The organism is Terrabacter sp. NPDC000476 (assembly GCF_040300125.1).
Taxonomy (GTDB): domain Bacteria; phylum Actinomycetota; class Actinomycetes; order Actinomycetales; family Dermatophilaceae; genus Terrabacter.
Map to the genome: position 1 here is coordinate 1 of NZ_JBEPDF010000002.1, position 18,028 is coordinate 18,028.

An 18,028-nucleotide genomic window follows, 5' to 3' on the forward strand; every position below is an offset into this window, starting at 1 on the left:
AGGGTGAGCGAGCCGAGGTCCTGGTTGCCGGTGTTGGAGAGGGTGACGGCGCGCTGGATGGTGTCGCCGGGCACGAGGCCGGTGGCGGCGACGGAGAGGCGGTTGCTGGCGCCGGCGGCGCCGAGCTCGACCTTGACGGTGCCGGCGGTGGTGGTGGCGCTGGCGGAGGTGGTGGAGGTGAACGAGCCGTAGGTGCCCAGGCCGGCGACGCCGGCGGCGGCGGCGACGAGCGCGACCGAGGCCAGCACCTTGCCGGAGGTGTTCTTCCGGGCGGGCCTGCGGCCGGCGCGGGTGGAGGTCACGGAGGTCGTGGTGCGCATGGGGTGCTCCTGCTGTCGGTGTGGGTCCTGCCGAACGCGGCCGGACGTGGCGTGCGGTCCTGCGAGACGTCGTGGTCGGCGTGGGCCGATGACGAGAACTCTGCCGGGACGAGTGCAAGACCAAACCGGGCAAACACCAAGCAATCCCACAAGATCGATGCAAGCCGTCAGCACGACGAAACCCCGGCACGACGGGCGTCCGTCGTGGCCGGGGTTGCGGCGGGTGGGCGCTCGTCGCGCCCGGGCGTCAGCGGCTCGTGGCGCCGCGCTGCGTGCCGGTCAGGTCGAAGGCGATGACGCTCTTCAGGCCCTGGAAACGGTTGTCCGCCGACGCGGGGAAGGTGAAGCGGGCCCGGAGGTTGTCGCTCCTGCCGTGCGTGAGGGCGGTGAGGTTCGCGAGCGCGAGGTTCGCCCCGATGACGGGTCGGGACGCGAGCACCGTCTGGGTCGTGCCGGCGCAGTTCCAGGCGTAGCCCTTGCCCACGGCGACCGGCGCCCAGGCCTGCGAGCAGGAGTCCAGGCTCAGCTGCAGGCCGTCCGTGGGATCGGTGTCGAGACGGCTCGAGGTCGTCGCGACAGTCGTCAGGGTGAGCGACCCGAGGTCCTCGGTGCCGGAGTTGGTCACCGTGACCGGACCCTCGTAGGTGTCGCCGGGCACGAGTCCGTCGACGGTCACCGACAGGCGGTTGTCGGCGCCGATGACACCGAACCCCGGGGCACTGAGGTCGATCTTCACCTTCCCGGCGCTCACCGCCGCGCTCGCGGAGGTCGTCGACGTGAACGAGCCGTACGTGCCGAGCCCGGCGACACCGGCGGCCGCCGCGACCAGGGCGACCGAGGCGAGCACCTTGCCCGAGGTCCTCGTCGTGGCGTGCCGTCTCGAGACGGTGGACGTGCGCATGCGTGCTCCTCGGCGGTGTGGCTCGTGGCCCGTACGGGGCGCCGCGCGGCTGCGCGGGCACCATCGGTGCGGGGGCCGGTGGCCGGCCTCCGCCCACCCGAGTGTCCCGATGGCACTGCAAGACAAAACGGTCGAGAGCGAAGGAATCCCACAAGAAGCCCGCAAGGGGCCCGAGCTCACATCCCGGAGAACGCCTTCATCATGCTGAGCGCACCCGGACCGATGATGACGATGAAGAGGGCCGGGAAGAGGCAGAGCAGCAGCGGGATCATGATCTTGACGGTGACCTTCTGGGCCTTCTCGTCGGCCTTCTGCCGGCGCACGAGCCGCATCGTCGCGGTCTGCTCGCGCAGCACCGTGCCGATCGGCAGGCCGAGGCGGTCGGCCTGCGTCAGGGCGCTCGTGAAGTTCTTGACCTCGGGCAGCGCCACGCGCTCGCCCATGCCGGCGAACGCCTCGCCGCGCGACTTGCCGATCTGGATCTCGGAGAGCACGCGGGCGAACTCCCCCGAGATCGGGCCGTCGACGTTGCGGGCCACCTGCATGAGGGCGGCGTCGAAGCCCTGACCGGCCTGCACGCAGACGCTCAGCATGTCGAGCGCCTCGGCCAGCCCCTTGCTCGTCTCCTCCTGGCGCTTGAGCGCGAGGTTGTGCAGCAGCAGGTCGGGCAGGAAGAAGAGCAGTGCGCCCGCCACGAGCGCGAGGAGGACACCGGTCATCGACAGCCCGCCGTAGAGCAGGCCGAGCATGACACCGACGATGAGCGCGCTCCCCTTGGTGCCGAGGATGCTCTCCGGCGTCCACGGCAAGGGGTTGCCCGCCCGGTCGAGCATCCGGGCCAGTCGTTCACCCGTGCCCGCCGGCGAGAGCGCCGCCGCGAGCCCCTGCATCCGGGCCATCAGCGGCAGCAGGAGCCGGTCGCGGCTGCCGAGCTCGGCCTTGACCGCGCTGCGGTCCCCGACCACGCCCTCGATGAGCGAGAGCGACTTCGCGACGCCGGTGGGGCCCGACGAGCCCGAGGCGAGCGCGGCGACGCCGACGGCGAGGCCGAGGGCGACGAGGCCCGCACCGATGTAGACGAGCACGTCACACCTCGATCTTGACGACTTGGCGCATCCAGAAGATGCCGACGACCATCATCACCGCGCCCGCGATGAGCATGAGGATGCCGATCGGGTTGAGCCAGAGCTGGCTGATGTACTCGTAGTTCGCGTACATCATGAAGAGGAAGATGCCGATCGGCATCGCCACGAGGATGTATGCCGACAGCCGGCCCTCCGCGGAGAGCGCGCGCACCTGCCGCCGGATCGACTCGCGCTCCTTGAGCGTCGACGCCGTCGTGTGCAGCGTGTCGGCGAGGTTGCCGCCGACCTCCCGCTGGATGCGGATGGCCATGACGGCCCACCGCATCGAGGTGCTGTTCATGCGGGTGGCCATGTGGTCCAGCGCATCCGAGATGTCGGTGCCGATGCGGGCCTCCGCCAGCGCGCGCGAGAACTCCTTCGCCGCCGGCTCGGCCGCGTCGCGCCCGACGGCGTCGAGCGCCTGGGCGAGGCCGAAGCCGCTCCGCAGGCTCGTCGAGACGAGCATGAGCACGTCGGGCAGCACGCGCTCGAAGGCGTTGGCCCGCCGCCCGGCGAGGACCTTCAGCACGAGCGCCGGCAGCAGCACGCCGACGACCGCGCCGACGGTGGCGCCGACGAGCACGACGACCGGGTCGCTCTCGCGCAGCAGGAAGGCGACGAGGACGAGGCCGACGAGGCCCGCGAGGGCGCGCAGGACGTACCACTCGCCGGCGCGGAAGGGCAGGTCGGCGCGGGTGATGAGCGCCATCGTGCTCTTCGTCGACTCCTTGCCCTGCATCTGCCGCTCGCCGAAGCCGATGAGCTGCTCGGTCAGGGGCGTCACCTGCGAGCGGGACTCACGGCGCGACGTCGGCACCGTGCCGGCGACGTAGTCGTCGATCGAGGCGAGGCGGCGCTCGCGGCGCGTCTGCAGGCTCGGCGACAGCACCACCGAGAAGGCGAGCACCGAGAGCGCGATGAGTCCGGCCGCGACCCAGATGAGCACCGGCTGGTTCGTCGACGCGGCGGCCGCGTCGGCGGCGCTCACGTCGACACCCGCGCCCGGCGACCCGGCATACATCAGAAGCCGCCCTGCCGGGCGAAGAGGGCGGGCGGCAGGTCGACCCCGTGGTCGGCGAGGTCCTCGGCGAACTTCGGCCGGATGCCGGTCGGCACGAGCTGGCCGAGGAAGCGGCCCCGCTCGTCGCGCCCGGCCGAGTAGTCGAAGACGAAGATGTCCTGGAGCGTGATGACGTCCGACTCCATGCCGAGCACCTCGGTGATCGCCACGACGCGGCGCGAGCCGTCCTTGAGGCGGGACTGCTGGACGATGAGGTCGACGGCGCCCGACACCTGCTCGCGGATCGCACGCACCGGCAGCTCGACGCCGGCCATGAGGACCATCGTCTCGAGGCGGGCCAGGCTGTCGCGCGAGCTGTTCGCGTGCAGGGTCGTGATCGAGCCGTCGTGGCCGGTGTTCATCGCCTGGAGCATGTCGAGCGCTGCGCCGTCACGGATCTCGCCGACGATGATGCGGTCGGGGCGCATGCGGAGGCAGTTCTTGACGAGCTCGCGGATCGGCACCGCGCCGGTGCCCTCGATGTTCGCCGGGCGGGCCTCGAGTCGCAGCACGTGCTCCTGGCGCAGCTGCAGCTCGGCCGCGTCCTCGATGGTGACGATGCGCTCGTCGGCCGGGATGAACGAGCTGAGCACGTTGAGCGTCGTCGTCTTGCCCGACCCGGTGCCGCCCGAGATGACGACGTTGCGCCGGCCCCGCACGCAGGCGGAGAGGAAGTCGCGCGCCGTGACGCTCAGCGTGCCGAACGCGATGAGGTCGGCGTCCGTGAACGGGTCGGCCGAGAACTTGCGGATCGTCAGGAGCGAGCCGTCGAGGGCGATCGGCGGCACGACCGCGTTGACACGCGACCCGTCGGGCAGTCGCGCGTCGACCATGGGGCTCGACTCGTCGACGCGGCGCCCGATGCGCGCCACGATCTTGTCGATCGTGCGGCGCAGGTGGGCGTCGCTCGTGAACGAGGCGTCGACCGGGAAGAGCTTGCCGCCGCGCTCGATGTAGATGCTGCCCGGCCCGTTGACCATGATCTCGCTGACCTCGGGGTCGCGCAGGTAGGGCTCGAGGGGCCCGTGGCCGAGGATGTCGTCCGACACGTCCTGGGCGATGCGCGTGCGGTCCGACTGCGACAGCGGCGTCTGCTCCGAGTCGATGACGGCCTGCAGCGTCGAGCGCACCTGCGTGGCAAGCTCGGCCGCCGTCAGGTGCGGGTCGTAGAGGCGCGGGCCGAGGGAGTCGACGAGGGCCTGGTGCACACGCTCGCGCACCTCGGCGTAGGGGTCGGTGGGACGGATGCGCACCTCGACGCCGCGGGCGTCGACGGTGCCCGCCGGCGGCGGCACGGTGACGTGGCGGGCGCGGTCGAGACGCTCGGCGAGGTTGCTCATCGCCGTCCCCTCAGCAGGCCGAAGTTGCGCTTGGCACCGTTGCGCAGCTGCTCACCGGAGAGCTGGCGGATCTCGGTGTCGACGAGCTCGCGCATCGCGACGGCGACGGGTGAGCGCGGGTCGGACAGGACGATGGCGACGCCCCGGTTCGTCGCCGCGGGCACGGCGATGTTGTTCGGGATGCTCACCGCGATGGGGGCGCCCAGGGCGTGCTCGACGTCGTCGGAGCTGAGGCCGACCTTGGCGTCGGAGCGGTTGAGCACGATGCTGCGCGCGTCCGGTGCGGTGCCAAGCGTGTCGAGCGTGTTGATCGCGACGCGGAGGTTCTTGATGGCCGGGATGTCGAGGGTGGCGATGAGCAGCGTCAGGTCGCTCGCGTCGAAGGCGGTCAGCACGTGCTCCGTGAACGACGGGGGCGTGTCGATGACGACGTAGTCGTACTCCGGCTTCGCCACGCGCACGATCTCGGCGACGAGGGCGGCCGGCACGCGCTCGGCCTCGCCCGGATCGTCCGGCGCCGTCAGCGCGTGCAGCCCGGTGGCGTCGTGGACCGTGACGGCTGAGGCCAGGCCCTGCGCGTCGAGGTGCCCGCTCATCGCGACGAGCTCGCGGATCGAGCTGGTCGGCATCATCTGGAGGCTGATCGCGACGTCACCGAACATCAGGTCGAGGTCGACGATGAGGGTGCGCGCCCCGGTGCTGGCCAGGTAGGCGGCGACGTTGGTCGACAGGGTCGTCTTGCCGACGCCACCCTTGGCCGAGAAGACCGTGACGACCTTGGCGTCCCGGGTGCCCGAGCCGGCCTGGTGGCCGTGCAGCTGGGCGGTCAGGGCGAGGCTGCGGCGCACGGCGTCGGCCAGCGCGGGGCTGTCGTCGGCCTGCACGACCTCGCGGATGCCGCTGCGCAGCGCCTGGGCGAGGGCCGTCACCTCGAGCCGGTGGCGCAGGAGCACCACCCCGACCTCGGGGCGCGAGATGCGCTCGAGATCGGCCAGCTCACAGGCGGATTCGAGGTCGATGTCCGGACCGATGACGACGAGGGCGTGCGCGCGGTTCTCCTCCAGCGCCCGTGAGACGCGGGGACCGGTCTGGATGAGCTCGAGGTCGGCGCCCAGGGCGTAGCGGTACTTCTCGACGGCGGCCGGGTCCTGGTCCCAGAGGATCGTCATGACGCGCTCCCGGTGAAGATGTTGAGGTCGCTGGCCTCGGTCGTGGCGTCGAGCTTGACGTCGTTGCCGCGCAGACCGGCGTACAGCGTGTAGTTGTTGATGCCGTGGACGAGCCGGACGGCCTCCTCCGGGGTCACCGCGACGGTGACGAGGAAGCTCGGCGTCTCCGAGGCGGGCGCGGCCTCGCCGTCGGCGGGCTTGGGCGCGGCCAGGGCCGTGGCGCCCACGCCGATGACGAGCGCGTCGGGCAGGAGGGCACGAGTGGCCTTGATGTCGTTGTCGTTGATCTTCTTCGAGCGGGCGTCGTCGCCGAGCGCCTTGACCTTGTAGGTGACGAAGACCGCGATGTGCGAGCCCGGCCTGACGAAGGTACCCACGTGGGCGGGGTCCTCGAGCTGCACGGAGACGGCCAGTCGGCCGGCCGGCACCTCGATGGCCTTCTCTCCCGTGGGCGTCGAGCCGAAGCGGGCGGCGAGCACGTACTCGCCCGGCTGCACGTCGGAGAGGGCGAGGAGGCCCTCGTTGCCCGAGGCGATGTCGCCGAGCGAGCCGACGGGAGCGGCCTGGGCCGGCACCTGGGTGCGGGTGATGAGGCCGGTCGTCTCGGCGTCCTTGAGGGTCGTGCCGGCGGGCACGAGCTTCTGGGCGACCCAGACGCTGACGGGGGTCGTGCCGGCGACGGCGCGACGGTCGGCGTTCTTGGCGTAGGTGATGACGAGTCCGCCACCCGCGGCGGCCAGCACCAGGGCCACGAGCGCGGCGAGCATACGACGGTTCATCGGTGACGTCCTAGGTCGAGTCGATCGTTGCGTCCCGGTCGCGGGTGCGACGGGACGACGTGGAGCGCAGGAGGCACGAGCGGGTGCGCCTGCCCGGCGGTCGCGACGAGTCGGCGACCGCACCCAGGACCACACGAGAGGTCGTCGACGCCCAGCCCCCCTGGTCGTCGACGATGTGTGGCGGCGGTCGAGACGGGCTCAGCCGCCGCCACACCCACCGATCACGGGATGTTCGTGGCGACGGTGTTGAACATGTCGCTGATCTTGCCGCCGAGCGCGGCGACCGCGCCGATGATGACGACGGCGATGAGCGCGACCATGAGGCCGTACTCCACAGCGGTGGCGCCCTTGTCCTTGTTGACGTTGGCGAGCATCTGGACCTTGGCAGCGAGCTTGGTCATTGGGGTTCCTCCCGACGGGGCCCACCCGGTGTGGACCCGACAGCCGGAACATTAGGAACCCGGAACCGCGACTGTCCCCGAAAACGACGAAATTGGGCGAAACTAGCGGAATCCTTGCAAGTGCCCCGTCCTTGACGATTCCCGACACGCCGGAGGAAGCAGGAAAGGGTCGGAGCAGGTCGTCCGGCGTGCTCGTGGCCGGCGACGACACGGGGACCGCGGCGCCACACCCTTGGGCCTCCGGTGACATACGCAAGGAACCTGCTAGTTTGCCCGATTTCTGGCGTATGCACTGTATGGCTCCCCTACTGTCGGCGACGAAACCGATCAGAGGGGTGGGGGACATGCGAGGGGTCATGCGTCGTCGGACGACCGGGAGCCGCGATCGCGGGGCGGTCGCCGTCGAGGCTGCGATCATCACGCCGCTCCTGCTCGTCCTGGTGCTCGGCATCGTCGAGTTCGGACTCGTGTTCAAGGACAAGCTGACGATGAGCTCGTCGGTCCGGGCCGGCGCCCGCATCGCGTCCGCCGAGCCGCGCCAGCTGAACTTCGCCAAGGACGCGGCCGGCGCCGTCGCGAAGAGCAGCACGGCGCTCAACATGGCCGACGTCAAGAAGATGTGGGTCTACAAGGCCGACTCCGCGGGCTACCCCATCGGTGGTGGCGCCTCCTTCTCCTCGTGCACGAGCTGCGTCACCTACCGGTGGGACGGCACGACGAAAGCCTTTGTGCAGCTGTCGAACTCGTGGAGCTCCGGCAGCCAGAACGCCTGCCCCGCCGACCCGCTCCACGACTCCGTCGGCGTCTACCTCGAGGTCGAGCACCAGGCCGTCAGCAACTTCTTCTTCCGCACCATGACGCTGCGCGAGCACGTCGTCATGTCCCTGGAGCCCCTGCCCGTGACGAACGGCGGCGGGTGCAAGTGAGTCGGGCTCCCCGTCCCTCGCGGCCGCGTCGTGCCGGCCGGCTGGCGCGCCTCTCGCGCCTCGCCCGGCGCCGCGACGAGCGCGGCTACGTCGCCATCATGGTGTCGCTCATGAGCTCGGTGATGCTCTGCATGTGCGCCCTCACCGTCGACGTGGGGCACTGGTACCTCGTCGCGAGCCAGGCCCAGAAGGCGGCAGACGCCGCGGCCCTCGGCGGCGTTCCCAGCCTTCCCGGCAATCAGACGGCGGCCTTCTCGACCGCCCAGGTGCTCGCCACGAAGAACGGCTTCCCGAACGGCGTCAGCTCCACGACGGTGACGCCGCGCATCGGCAACCAGCCCTCGCGCCTGCGGGTCACGGTGACGCGCACGGTCGACAACTTCTTCGGACCGCTCTTCGGCATCCCGAAGACGACGATCACGCGCTCGGCGATGGCCGACTACCTCGCGCCGCTGTCGATGGGCAGCCCCTGCAACGAGTTCGGCGACGACCCCGAGACCACCAACCGCAGCGGCAACTGCAGCGACGCCGGCAAGTTCTGGGCCAACGTCGGCAGCATCGGCGCCTCCAAGGCCTCGGGCGACGCGTACCAGAACAAGGTCTGTGGCAGCGGGGTGGACGGCTGCTCCGGCAGCACCAACACCGACTACGACGAGAACGGCTACTACTACGTCGTGACGCTCCAGCGGGCGGTGACGAACTTCCGCGTCGAGGCCTTCGACCCCGCCTTCGTCGCCGTCGGCGACCTCTGCAACAACGCCGCCCTCAAGGGCAAGAACCGTACGGGGGCCGTCGACCCGCGCTACGCGGCCGGCGCGACGACCCCCTACTGCACGGGTGACGTCCGCTTCGGCGGCACGGGCGAGGTGGCGACGAAGTTCACCGTCCGCCAGGCCGGTCCGTCGACCGTCTTCTGGGACCCCTCGACCTATCCCGTCGTCTCGGGCTGCGACCAGACGTACGCGGGCCACAACCTCACGGACGTCGCGACGATGCCGATCGACACCTACAACGTCTTCCGCAGGTGGGCGCCGCTCTGCACCATCGCCAACGCCCCGGCGGGCCAGTACATGATCCAGGTCAAGACGAACGGCACCGGCGCCGACGCCGCCGCCGGCCACAACCGCTTCGGCCTGCGCGCCTACTCGACGACCGACTCCTCCGCCAAGGACTCGATCGCCATCTCCGGCTTCTCCAAGATGGCCGTCTACGCCAACCTGCCGTCGGCCCAGACGAAGTTCTACCTCGCCCGCGTGCCGACCGCGGCGGCCGGACAGCGCCTCAGCATCCGCCTCTTCGACATCGGCGACTCGAGCGGCACCGGCACGGTGAAGATCCTCAACCCGTCCGGCACGACACCGACGGGCTGCACGGGCACGGGCCCGCAGACCTCCCTCGCGACCTGCAGCTTCACCGCGTCGAGCGCGTTCAACGGCAAGTGGCAGACCGTCTCGGTGCCGATCCCGTCGACGTACAGCTGCACCGACTCCGACCCCAACGCCTGCTGGTGGAAGCTGTCCTACGACTACGGCGCCGGCAACCAGCCGTCCGATACGACGACGTGGTCGGCCAGCCTCGAGGCCAACCCGGTGCGCCTCGTCGAGTAGGCGGTGCGCCGCTCAGGCGGAGGCGCGGTGGCTGCCGGAGTGGCGGCCTGCCGCCTGGCGCCGCAGCCGGCGCCGGATCCCGCGGCCGCCCTCGGCCGGTGACGCCTCGACACCGCTGCGGGGCACGGCCCCCGTCGCCGGCTCGTCGTCGGCCGCCGTCCCGGCCACCGTCCCGGCCGGCCGCTCGGGCGGCGGCGGCGGCCACTCGAGCCCGCGGATGTCCTCGGCGAGCAGGACGTCCGACGTCCAGCCGTGCTCGTCGCGGAACCGCAGCAGGCCCTCTCCGGCGTAGTACCAACCAGGCTCGACGCGTGCGTCCATGATGCAACCCCCCACGAGTGCTCCCACGGGATGAATCCCGCCCCACGGCCCAATGTACGAGAGCAACCACGGCGCTCCCGACCGTTGCCTGAAAGGTCTTCTTTGGGGGTTTCCGCACGGATTGATGCGTCGAGAGCCGTTTGGGCGCCTTCGACCGGGCCGTCGCCCGACCAGTAGGATCGAGGCGTCGCGGCGTCCCGATGCCGCATGGTGTGCCGGGAAGTCTGGTCGGCGATCCCTGCCGCGCACCCCGAAGGACGCCATGACGCCTGACCCGCACCGCCCCGAGAACGCCGCTCCCGACACCACCGGCAGCACCCCGACCGTGGCACGCCTCCTCGGCCGGGGGACGTGGCGCGAGGCGCGCTACGTCGCGCAGCTGCTGCGCACCGAGACCGTCGGCGGCGCCGTGCTGCTCGTCGCCGCCGTCGTCGCGCTCGTCTGGGCGAACTCCCCGTGGAGCGGGGCCTACGCCACCCTGCGCGACACCACGGTCGGCCCCCAGGCCCTGCACCTCGACCTCTCGCTCGGCACGTGGGCCGCCGACGGGCTCCTCGCCGTCTTCTTCCTCGTCGCCGGCATCGAGCTGAAGCGCGAGTTCGTCGCGGGTGACCTCTCCGACCGACGCAAGGCCGCGCTGCCCATCGCCGCAGCGGTGTGCGGTGTCGTGCTGCCCGCGGTGCTCTTCGTCGTGACGGCACTGGTCGTCAACCGGGCCGAGGGTGGCGACCTCGGCGACGTCCTGCGCGGTTGGGCCGTGCCGACGGCCACCGACATCGCCTTCGCCCTGGCCGTGCTCGCCGTCATCGGCACGCACCTGCCGAGCGCGCTCCGCTCGTTCCTGCTCACGCTGGCCGTCGTCGACGACCTCATCGCCATCACCATCATCGCGGTCTTCTACACCGAGTCCGTCGCGCTGCTCTGGCTGCTCGCGGCCGCCGTGCCCCTCGCGGCCTGGCGGATGCTGCTGCGCCGGCGGATCACGAACCCGGTCGTGCTCGCCGTTCCCGCCCTGCTCGCCTGGGGCTTCGTGCACGCGAGCGGCGTCCACGCGACCGTCGCCGGGGTGCTCCTCGGCCTCCTCGTCCCGGTCAACCGGGAGGTCGAGGACGACCCCGACCGCCACTCGCTCGCCGAGCGGCTCGAGCACCGGCTGCGCCCCTTCTCGGCCGGCTTCGCCGTGCCTGTCTTCGCCTTCTTCGCCGCCGGCGTCACCGTCGGCGCCGACGTGGGCGGCGTGCTGCGCGACCCGGCGGCGGTCGGCGTCGTCGTCGGCCTCGTCGTCGGCAAGGCCGTCGGCGTCTTCGGCGGCACGTGGGCCGTGGCCCGGTTCACGCGGGCCGAGCTCGACGAGGACCTCAGCTGGACCGACGTCTTCGGGCTCGCGCTCCTCGCCGGCGTCGGCTTCACCGTGAGCCTCCTGGTCGGCGAGCTCGCCTTCGGCACGGGCTCGGAGCGCGACGACCACGTCAAGCTGGCCGTGCTCGCCGGCAGCCTCATCGCCGCCCTCCTCGCGACCGTCGTGCTCCGCCTGCGCAACCGCCACTACCGGCTCGTCGAGGCGCGCGAGACGGCCGACCTCGACCGCGACGGCGTGCCGGACGTCTACGACGAGAGCTCCGAGCGCGCCTGATGTCGCCTGCCCGACGCGTTCGGGTACGGAGGCCGCAGTAGGGTTGGCGTCGAACCGCGCTCCCCTGCACGCACGACCCGGGGGCTCGGACCGACCGACCAGACCCGGCACGACCACCGACACGAACCGAGGAAGTGAGCCGATGAGCACGGATCCCCGGCAGGAGCGCACGCTGGGCCAGCTGGTCGCGTCCGCGACGGAGGACCTCTCCACGCTGGTGCGCAGTGAGATCGCGCTCGCCAAGGCCGAGCTCTCCGGTCAGGTCAAGAAGGCCGGACTCGGCGGCGGGCTGCTCGCGGCCGCGGCCGTCGTCGCCTTCTACTCCGTCTACTTCCTCTTCACGACGCTCGCCGAGGGCATCCAGGCCCTCGGCCTGCCGCGCTGGCTCAGCTTCCTCATCGTCACCGTCGTCATGCTCCTCGTGGCCGGGGTGCTCGCCCTGCTCGGCGTGCGCAAGATGAAGACCGTCAACCCCACGCCGGAGAAGACGATCGCCGAGGCGCAGCAGACCGTCGCCGCGATCAAGTCGGCCACGGCCCACCCGGGCACGACCGTTCCCGCGCCCCGCCCCGCCTGGGACCGCAAGGACCTGCCGGCCGCCTCGACGCCCACGCCTGCCGTGCCCACGGCTGCCGCCGTCGATCCCTCCCGCGACGCCTGACCGCGAGCCCTGTCGCACCCATGTCCGTCGACGCGTCCTTCGTCAACATCGACGGTCCGTGGGAGCACCGTTTCGTCTCCGCCAACGGGGCGAGGTTCCACGTCGCCGAGGCCGGTGAGGGGCCCCTCGTGCTGCTCCTGCACGGGTTCCCGCAGTTCTGGTACACGTGGCGCCACCAGATGGAGGCGCTCGCTGCAGCGGGTTACCGCGCGGCCGCCATGGACCTGCGCGGCTACGGCGGCTCCGACAAGCCACCCCGCGGCTACGACACGTACACCGCGACCCTCGACGCCGCGAGCGTCATCCGCGCGCTCGGCGAGCAGGACGCGGTCGTCGTGGGCCAGGGGCTCGGCGGCTGGGTGGCCTGGTGCATGCCCGTCTTCCGGCCCGAGGTGACCCGGGGCGTCGCCTCGCTGTCGATGCCGCACCCGCGCATCATGCGCCACGCCACGTGGACGAACCCCACGCAGCGACGGGCCTCCTCGTGGATCGCGGGGTTGCAGAAGCCGTTCGTGCCCGAGCGCGAGATGGCCCGGTCGAACGAGTACGTCGAGGGGCTGCTGCGCAGCTGGTCCTCACCCTTCGGCAGCTACCCCTCCGCCGAGGACGTGACCCGCTACGGCGACGCCATGCGCATCCCCTTCGTGGCGCACTCGGCGGCCGAGCACTACCGGTGGCTCGGCCGGTCGTCGGTGCGCCCGGACGGCCCGATGTTCATGCGGCGCATCCGCCGGGCGATCCGCGTGCCGGTGCTGCAGCTGCAGGGCACCGACGACGGGTGCGTCCTCGCCGCGGCCACGCACGGCTCGGGGGCCTTCGTGCCCGGCGACTTCCGCCACGTCAAGATCGACGGTGCCGGCCACTTCCTCACCGAGGAGGCCCCGGACCGTGTCAGCGGCGCCCTGACCAGGTGGCTGGCTTCCCTTGGCTGAGATGGAGTTCGAGCTCCCGGCGGCCGGCGGCGTCACGTGGTCGGTGTGCGTGCGTGACGCCGACGGCACGGCGCTGGGCGCGGTCGGCGACGACCTGCCGCTGCGCACCGCCTCGGTCGGCAAGGTGCTGCTCCTCGTGGAGACGGCCCGGGCGCTCGCCGCGGGCGAGGTCTCCCCCGACGAGCCGCTGACCCGTGATCTCGAGCAGTGGGTGGGCGACTCCGGCCTCTGGCACACCCTCTCCGTCGAGACCCTGCCCCTCGTCGACGTCGCCGCCCTCGTCGGGGCCGTCTCCGACAACCTCGCGACCAACGTCCTCCTCGCCCGCATCGGCCTCGCCGAGGTCGCCGCCCGCGCCACCGCGCTCGGCCTGCGCTCCACCGCGCTGCACGACCGGGTCAGGGACGTCCGTGGCGCCGACCACCCGGCGACGCTGTCGACGGGCTCGGCCGACGAGCTGAGCCTGCTGATGAGCCGCCTCGCCAGCAGCACCGCCGCCGGGCCCGAGGCCGACGGCAGGGTGCGCCAGTGGCTCTCGGCGAACGTCGACCAGTCGATGGTCGGCGCGGCCCTGGTCGAGCAGGGTGGGCTCGACCCGATCGCGCACCACGACTCGCTCGACCTGCCGGTCCGCCTCTGGAACAAGACCGGCACGGATGCCGGTGTGCGGGCGGACGTCGGTGCCGTGACCGCCGGCGGCCGGACGGTCACCTGGGCGGCCGTGGCCAACTGGGAGCCCGCGCCCGGCACCTCGCTCGACCACCTCACCGTCTGGGCGGTGCTCCGGGGCATGCGGCACGTCGGCGAGCGCGTGCTCGCCGCCCTCTGACGCGCAACCCGACCGACCGTGCCGCGCCACGTCAGGCCGGCCGCGCGCCGCACGGCAGGACGAGCGAGAAGGTGGCGCCCCCGCCGGCGGTCTCCGACACGGCGAGCCGCCCCCCGTGCGAGCGCACGATCTGCGTCACGAGGGCGAGGCCGAGGCCGACGCGCCGGCCGGCCGACTCGTCGCCGCCACGGGCGAATCGGCGCGAGAGCCGCTCGACGTCCGCCACGTCGACGCCCGTGCCGTGGTCGACCACGTCGACGTGCACCTCGTCGCCCGCCGCCACGACGCGCACCTCGACCTCGGATCCCGGCCGGGAGTGCGCGATGGCGTTGTCGACGAGCGCGAGCACCGACCGCCGGAGGCTCGTGCGGACCCCGTCGACGACGAGCGGCTCACGCGCGCCGGTGCGGTCGACGAGCGTGACCCCGCGGTCGGCGGCATACGGCGTCAGCGAGCGCACCACCTCGGCGGCGAGCTCGACGATCTCGACGCGCCCGGCCGGCTGCTCGGTGTGCTCCAGCTGGGCCGAGAGCAGCAGGTCTGACACGACGTCGGCCATCGCCTGCGTGTCGTGGACGAGCTGGTCGACCTCGGTCAGCCGCCGGGCAGCCGCCGGGTCGCGGGCGGCGTCGGCGACGAGGTGACGGCGCAGCAGCTGCGCCCGGGTGCTGAGGACCGCCAGCGGCGTGCGCAGCTCGTGCGACGCGTCCGCGACGAACTGGCGCTGGAGCTCCATGGCCTCGCCGAGGGGCCGCACCGCGCGGCGCCCCGCGAGCAGGCCGGTGAGGGCCGCGAGCAGCACCCCGACGCCACCCGCCGCTGCCGTCGAGGCGAGCAGGCGGCGCTCCTCGCCCGAGTGCAGGCGGATGTCGTAGACCGCGACGTAGGCGACGCCCTCGCGGCGGTCGACCCACGCCGGCCAGCTGCGGCCGTCGGCGGTGTAGCTCGTCTGGCCGGTGACGTCCTCACCCGTCGCCAGCACGGCCTCGGCCAGGGCCGCCGGCATCGAGCGCGTCGTCTCCTGCGCCGCGGGGGTCAGGCGCGCGAGCCAGGTCCCCGGCGGGGCGTCGACCACGTCGTCGGCCGTGTGGGCCGTGGTCTCGACGCGCCCCCGGATCTCGGCCAGCTGCTGGCGGTCGAAGAGCAGCGCCGCCCCGACGATCGCGAGCAGCACGACGAGCGCCGTCGTCGCCCCGACGCGCAGGGCGACCGACCGGGAGGCTCGGCGCAGCGGATCCGTTGCGGCGGAAGGGGATCGGCCGTCTGCGACGGTGGCGGACCGCCACGATGGACGCCTCACGAGGCGCCCAGCCGGTAGCCGACGCCGTGCACGGTCTCGATGACCGCCTTCCCGAGCTTGCGCCGCAGGTAGTAGACGTAGGTGTCGACCGCGCCGAGGGTGTCCGCGTTGTCGAAGGCCGCGGCGAGCAGCTCGTCGCGGGTGAAGACCCGGCTCGGCCGGCGGGCCAGCGTCTCGAGGAGGGCGGCCTCGCGGCCCGAGAGCATGACCTCGCCGTCGCCGCCGACGACGCGCTGCTGGCCCACGACGAGGCGGCGGGCGCCGACGGCGAGCTCGCTCGCGGCGACGCCGACCGGCCGGAGCAGCGCGCGCAGGCGCGCGAGCACCTCGTCGACGTCGAAGGGCTTGACAACGTAGTCCTGGGCCCCGGCGTCGAGGCCCTCCACGCGGTCGGCCACCGTGCCGCGGGCGGTGAGGAGGAGCACCGGTGCGCTCAGCCCGCGCGAGCGCAGGCGGGTCACGAGGTCGACACCCTCGATGCCGGGCAGGCCACGGTCGACGACGAGGACGTCCCAGTCGTCGACGAGACCACGGTGCAACCCGGCCTGCCCGTCACGCACGGCCGTGACGGCATACCCCTCCTCGTCGAGCAGCTCGGCGAGCATCTGCAAGAGGTCGGCGTCGTCCTCGACGAGCAGGAGGCGGGGGCGCAGGGGCGGCACCTGCGGCTGCGTCTCGGTCATGCCCCGACCCTCTCGTCCACGACTCATAACTTTCTGAGATCCGGTCACGACCATCGAGACCGTGAGCACCACCATCGCACGACACCGAGCCACCCCGAGCCGGGTGCGCCAGGCCCTGCGCCGCGGCGCGGCCTTCCGTCGCTGGCAGGCGCGCACGGGCGACGTCCTCGAGACGCTCGCCGTCGCAAGCCTGCTCGTGATCGATGCGCAGTTCCTGCTGAGCGGCGGCAGCCACGACCTCACGGCGGGAGGCGCCGGCACGATCCTCGTGGCGGTCGGCCGCCTCACGGGTCTCGTCGCCGTGGACCTGCTCCTGCTCCAGCTCGTCCTCGCCGCCCGCGTGCCGTGGATCGACCGCGTCTACGGCATGGACCGGGCACTCAAGGCGCACCGCGTGCTCGGCCGCGTCACGGTCCCCCTCGTGCTCGTGCACGTCGGTGCGATCGTGCTCGGCTACGCGGCGCGCGACGGGCTCCACGGCCCCTTCGCCCCGGCCGTCGAGACGTTCCGCCTGCTGACCGGCGGCAGCGACCTGCTCTTCGCGTTCGTCGCGACGAGCCTGCTCGTCGTCGTCGCCGTCACGTCGGTGAGCATCGCCCGCCGGCGCCTCTCCTACGAGTGGTGGCACCTCGTGCACCTCACCTCGTATGCCGCCGTCGTCCTCGCCGTGCCCCACGAGCTGTCCATCGGCTCCGACTTCACCGCGACGGCCTGGGTGCGCGCGTACTGGTGGACCCTCTTCGTCCTCGTCGCCGCCGCCGTGCTGTGGTGGCGCGTGCTCGTGCCCGTCGCCCGCAGCCTGCGGCACGGCCTGCGCGTCACCGAGGTCGTGGAGGAGGCACCCGGCGTGTGGTCGGTGCGGATGGAGGGCCGCCGCCTCGACCGGCTGCCCGTGCGTGCCGGGCAGTACCTCAACTGGCGGTTCGTCAGCCCGCGGCTGCTCGCGACCGCACACCCGTGGTCCATCTCCAGCGCCCCCGACGGACGCCACCTGCGCATCACGGTGCGTGAGCTCGGCGACCACTCGAGCCGGCTCGCGCACCTGCGGCCCGGCACCCGCGTGCTCTTCGAGGGACCGTACGGCGGCTTCACCGCGCGGTCCCGCGTGCGGCGGCGCGTGCTCCTGCTCGCCGCCGGCATCGGCGTGACGCCCGTGCGCTCCATCCTCGAGGAGCTCGTGCGCCACGGGCACGCGGCACCGGGCGACGTCACCGTCGTCTACCGCGCCAACGACTCCGCGCAGCTCGCCCTCCGCGACGAGCTCGAGCACCTGACGGCCGTCGGCGGCCACCGCCTGCACCTGCTCGTCGGGCCGCCCGCCGACGGCTCGTGGCTCCCGCCCGACGTGACCGACCGCCGCCCCGACGCCGAGCGCCTCGCCGACCTCGTGCCCGAGCTGCGCCGCCACGAGGCCTACGTCTGCGGTCCCGGCGGCTGGATGGGCCTCGTCCACCGCAGCCTGCTCGAGGGCGGCATCCCCACGACGCACATCCACGACGAGAGGTTCTCCTGGTGAGGAAGTCGACGACGACCGTCGTCGGGGTGGCCGGGCTGCTGACGCTCGGCGCGTGCTGGGCGAGCGGTCTGACCCCGAAGCACGCCGCGGTCAGCGGCCTGCACGTCCTGTCGTCCGCCAGGGCCGGCACGCCGGTCGCCGCCGCGCCACCCCGCCCGTCGGCGCACTCCGGATCGCACTCGCGGTCGCCGTCCACCGGCGCCCCCGCGACGTCGCCCTCGGCCGTGCCGCGGTCGGGCACCGTCGACGGCGCCGTCGTCGGCACGCAGTACGGCCCCGTGCAGGTGCGGGTGAGCTTCACCGGGAAGCGGATCACCGACGTCCACGCGCTCAGGCTGACCGACAGCTCGCGCACCTCGGTGTCGATCAGTGCTGGTGCGGCGCCGGTGCTGCGCCGCGAGGCGCTCGCCGCGCACTCGGCGCAGATCGACGTCGTCAGCGGGGCCACCTACACGAGCGAGGGCTACCAGCAGAGCCTGCAGTCCGCCATCGACGCGGCCCACCTGGGCTGAGTCCCCGAGCCGCA

The 18,028-nt window shown here is 72.5% G+C and carries 19 protein-coding genes; 8 read left to right on the forward strand and 11 right to left on the reverse strand.

All coding sequences use genetic code 11. From position 1 onward, the window contains the following. The 8 genes from ABT295_RS12405 to ABT295_RS12440 all read right to left on the reverse strand — a co-directional run. On the reverse strand, window positions 1-320 hold a 320-nt coding region (locus ABT295_RS12405), incomplete at its 3' end, for a TasA family protein (RefSeq protein WP_352394727.1). A gap of 247 nt (window positions 321-567) precedes the next feature. Further along, entirely contained in the window at window positions 568-1,221 is a 654-nt protein-coding gene (locus ABT295_RS12410; RefSeq protein WP_352394728.1) for a hypothetical protein, read from the reverse strand. Window positions 1,222-1,397: 176 nt separating this feature from the next. Continuing rightward, window positions 1,398-2,306, reverse strand: a complete 909-nt coding sequence (locus ABT295_RS12415) for a type II secretion system F family protein (RefSeq protein WP_352394729.1) — start codon at window positions 2,304-2,306, stop codon at window positions 1,398-1,400. Between the two features lies 1 nt (window position 2,307). Then, the gene (locus ABT295_RS12420) at window positions 2,308-3,333 is read right to left on the reverse strand and encodes a type II secretion system F family protein (protein ID WP_352394730.1); all 1,026 of its coding nucleotides are present in this window, start codon (window positions 3,331-3,333) and stop codon (window positions 2,308-2,310) included. Window positions 3,334-3,365: 32 nt separating this feature from the next. Then, window positions 3,366-4,745 carry a TadA family conjugal transfer-associated ATPase gene (locus tag ABT295_RS12425; RefSeq protein WP_352394731.1) on the reverse strand — a complete coding sequence of 460 codons (1,380 nt, stop codon included), beginning with the start codon at window positions 4,743-4,745 and terminating at the stop codon, window positions 3,366-3,368. Further along, window positions 4,742-5,914 (reverse strand): CpaE/TadZ family protein, encoded by a 1,173-nt coding sequence (locus tag ABT295_RS12430; RefSeq protein WP_352394732.1) that lies wholly within the window; start codon window positions 5,912-5,914, stop codon window positions 4,742-4,744. The genes ABT295_RS12425 and ABT295_RS12430 overlap by 4 nt, the downstream gene beginning before the upstream one ends. Further along, on the reverse strand, window positions 5,911-6,693 hold the full coding sequence (gene cpaB, locus ABT295_RS12435; protein ID WP_352394733.1) for a Flp pilus assembly protein CpaB: 783 nt from the start codon (window positions 6,691-6,693) through the stop codon (window positions 5,911-5,913). Before cpaB ends, ABT295_RS12430 begins: the two co-directional genes overlap by 4 nt. Before the next feature lie 221 nt (window positions 6,694-6,914). Further along, window positions 6,915-7,094 carry a Flp family type IVb pilin gene (locus ABT295_RS12440; protein WP_352394734.1) on the reverse strand — a complete coding sequence of 60 codons (180 nt, stop codon included), beginning with the start codon at window positions 7,092-7,094 and terminating at the stop codon, window positions 6,915-6,917. A gap of 356 nt (window positions 7,095-7,450) precedes the next feature. On the opposite strand from ABT295_RS12440, the gene ABT295_RS12445 reads away from it, so the two are divergent. Both ABT295_RS12445 and ABT295_RS12450 read left to right on the forward strand, forming a co-directional pair. Next, entirely contained in the window at window positions 7,451-8,020 is a 570-nt protein-coding gene (locus tag ABT295_RS12445; protein WP_352394735.1) for a TadE/TadG family type IV pilus assembly protein, read from the forward strand. Continuing rightward, window positions 8,017-9,627 carry a pilus assembly protein TadG-related protein gene (locus tag ABT295_RS12450; protein ID WP_352394736.1) on the forward strand — a complete coding sequence of 537 codons (1,611 nt, stop codon included), beginning with the start codon at window positions 8,017-8,019 and terminating at the stop codon, window positions 9,625-9,627. The genes ABT295_RS12445 and ABT295_RS12450 overlap by 4 nt, the downstream gene beginning before the upstream one ends. Window positions 9,628-9,639: 12 nt before the next feature. Here the strand turns inward: ABT295_RS12450 and ABT295_RS12455 are convergent, their stop codons facing one another. Next, a complete protein-coding gene (locus tag ABT295_RS12455; protein WP_352394737.1) occupies window positions 9,640-9,948 on the reverse strand; it encodes a hypothetical protein in 309 nt (102 codons plus the stop codon). Between the two features lie 262 nt (window positions 9,949-10,210). On the opposite strand from ABT295_RS12455, the gene nhaA reads away from it, so the two are divergent. The 4 genes from nhaA to ABT295_RS12475 all read left to right on the forward strand — a co-directional run bounded on the left by nhaA (window position 10,211) and on the right by ABT295_RS12475 (window position 14,003). Next, window positions 10,211-11,581 carry a Na+/H+ antiporter NhaA gene (gene nhaA, locus ABT295_RS12460; RefSeq protein ID WP_352394738.1) on the forward strand — a complete coding sequence of 457 codons (1,371 nt, stop codon included), beginning with the start codon at window positions 10,211-10,213 and terminating at the stop codon, window positions 11,579-11,581. A 142-nt stretch (window positions 11,582-11,723) separates the two neighbouring features. Next, window positions 11,724-12,242, forward strand: a complete 519-nt coding sequence (locus ABT295_RS12465) for a phage holin family protein (protein WP_352394739.1) — start codon at window positions 11,724-11,726, stop codon at window positions 12,240-12,242. Window positions 12,243-12,262: 20 nt separating this feature from the next. Further along, window positions 12,263-13,174, forward strand: coding sequence for an alpha/beta fold hydrolase (locus tag ABT295_RS12470; protein WP_352394740.1), 912 nt, complete (start codon window positions 12,263-12,265; stop codon window positions 13,172-13,174). A gap of 1 nt (window position 13,175) precedes the next feature. Continuing rightward, complete coding sequence (locus ABT295_RS12475; protein ID WP_352394741.1) at window positions 13,176-14,003, forward strand: serine hydrolase; 828 nt, start codon at window positions 13,176-13,178, stop codon at window positions 14,001-14,003. 31 nt (window positions 14,004-14,034) lie between these two features. Here ABT295_RS12475 and ABT295_RS12480 read toward each other — a convergent pair whose 3' ends face one another. Beyond that, window positions 14,035-15,177 (reverse strand): sensor histidine kinase, encoded by a 1,143-nt coding sequence (locus tag ABT295_RS12480; protein ID WP_352394742.1) that lies wholly within the window; start codon window positions 15,175-15,177, stop codon window positions 14,035-14,037. A 122-nt stretch (window positions 15,178-15,299) separates the two neighbouring features. Further along, window positions 15,300-15,986 (reverse strand): response regulator transcription factor, encoded by a 687-nt coding sequence (locus tag ABT295_RS12485; protein WP_352394743.1) that lies wholly within the window; start codon window positions 15,984-15,986, stop codon window positions 15,300-15,302. 61 nt (window positions 15,987-16,047) lie between these two features. On the opposite strand from ABT295_RS12485, the gene ABT295_RS12490 reads away from it, so the two are divergent. Continuing rightward, the gene (locus tag ABT295_RS12490; protein WP_352394744.1) at window positions 16,048-17,502 is read left to right on the forward strand and encodes a ferredoxin reductase family protein; all 1,455 of its coding nucleotides are present in this window, start codon (window positions 16,048-16,050) and stop codon (window positions 17,500-17,502) included. Continuing rightward, window positions 17,499-18,014 carry an FMN-binding protein gene (locus ABT295_RS12495; RefSeq protein WP_352394745.1) on the forward strand — a complete coding sequence of 172 codons (516 nt, stop codon included), beginning with the start codon at window positions 17,499-17,501 and terminating at the stop codon, window positions 18,012-18,014. The genes ABT295_RS12490 and ABT295_RS12495 overlap by 4 nt, the downstream gene beginning before the upstream one ends. Window positions 18,015-18,028: the final 14 nt, after the last annotated feature.

Coding starts and splice junctions, on each gene's coding strand:
- ABT295_RS12410 (WP_352394728.1), bottom strand. CDS start 1,221: ATGCGCACGTCCACCGTCTCGAGACGGCACGCCACGACGAGGACCTCG.
- ABT295_RS12425 (WP_352394731.1), bottom strand. CDS start 4,745: ATGAGCAACCTCGCCGAGCGTCTCGACCGCGCCCGCCACGTCACCGTG.
- ABT295_RS12430 (WP_352394732.1), bottom strand. CDS start 5,914: ATGACGATCCTCTGGGACCAGGACCCGGCCGCCGTCGAGAAGTACCGC.
- cpaB (WP_352394733.1), bottom strand. CDS start 6,693: ATGAACCGTCGTATGCTCGCCGCGCTCGTGGCCCTGGTGCTGGCCGCC.
- ABT295_RS12440 (WP_352394734.1), bottom strand. CDS start 7,094: ATGACCAAGCTCGCTGCCAAGGTCCAGATGCTCGCCAACGTCAACAAG.
- ABT295_RS12445 (WP_352394735.1), top strand. CDS start 7,451: ATGCGTCGTCGGACGACCGGGAGCCGCGATCGCGGGGCGGTCGCCGTC.
- ABT295_RS12455 (WP_352394737.1), bottom strand. CDS start 9,948: ATGGACGCACGCGTCGAGCCTGGTTGGTACTACGCCGGAGAGGGCCTG.
- nhaA (WP_352394738.1), top strand. CDS start 10,211: ATGACGCCTGACCCGCACCGCCCCGAGAACGCCGCTCCCGACACCACC.
- ABT295_RS12465 (WP_352394739.1), top strand. CDS start 11,724: ATGAGCACGGATCCCCGGCAGGAGCGCACGCTGGGCCAGCTGGTCGCG.
- ABT295_RS12470 (WP_352394740.1), top strand. CDS start 12,263: ATGTCCGTCGACGCGTCCTTCGTCAACATCGACGGTCCGTGGGAGCAC.
- ABT295_RS12475 (WP_352394741.1), top strand. CDS start 13,176: ATGGAGTTCGAGCTCCCGGCGGCCGGCGGCGTCACGTGGTCGGTGTGC.
- ABT295_RS12485 (WP_352394743.1), bottom strand. CDS start 15,986: ATGACCGAGACGCAGCCGCAGGTGCCGCCCCTGCGCCCCCGCCTCCTG.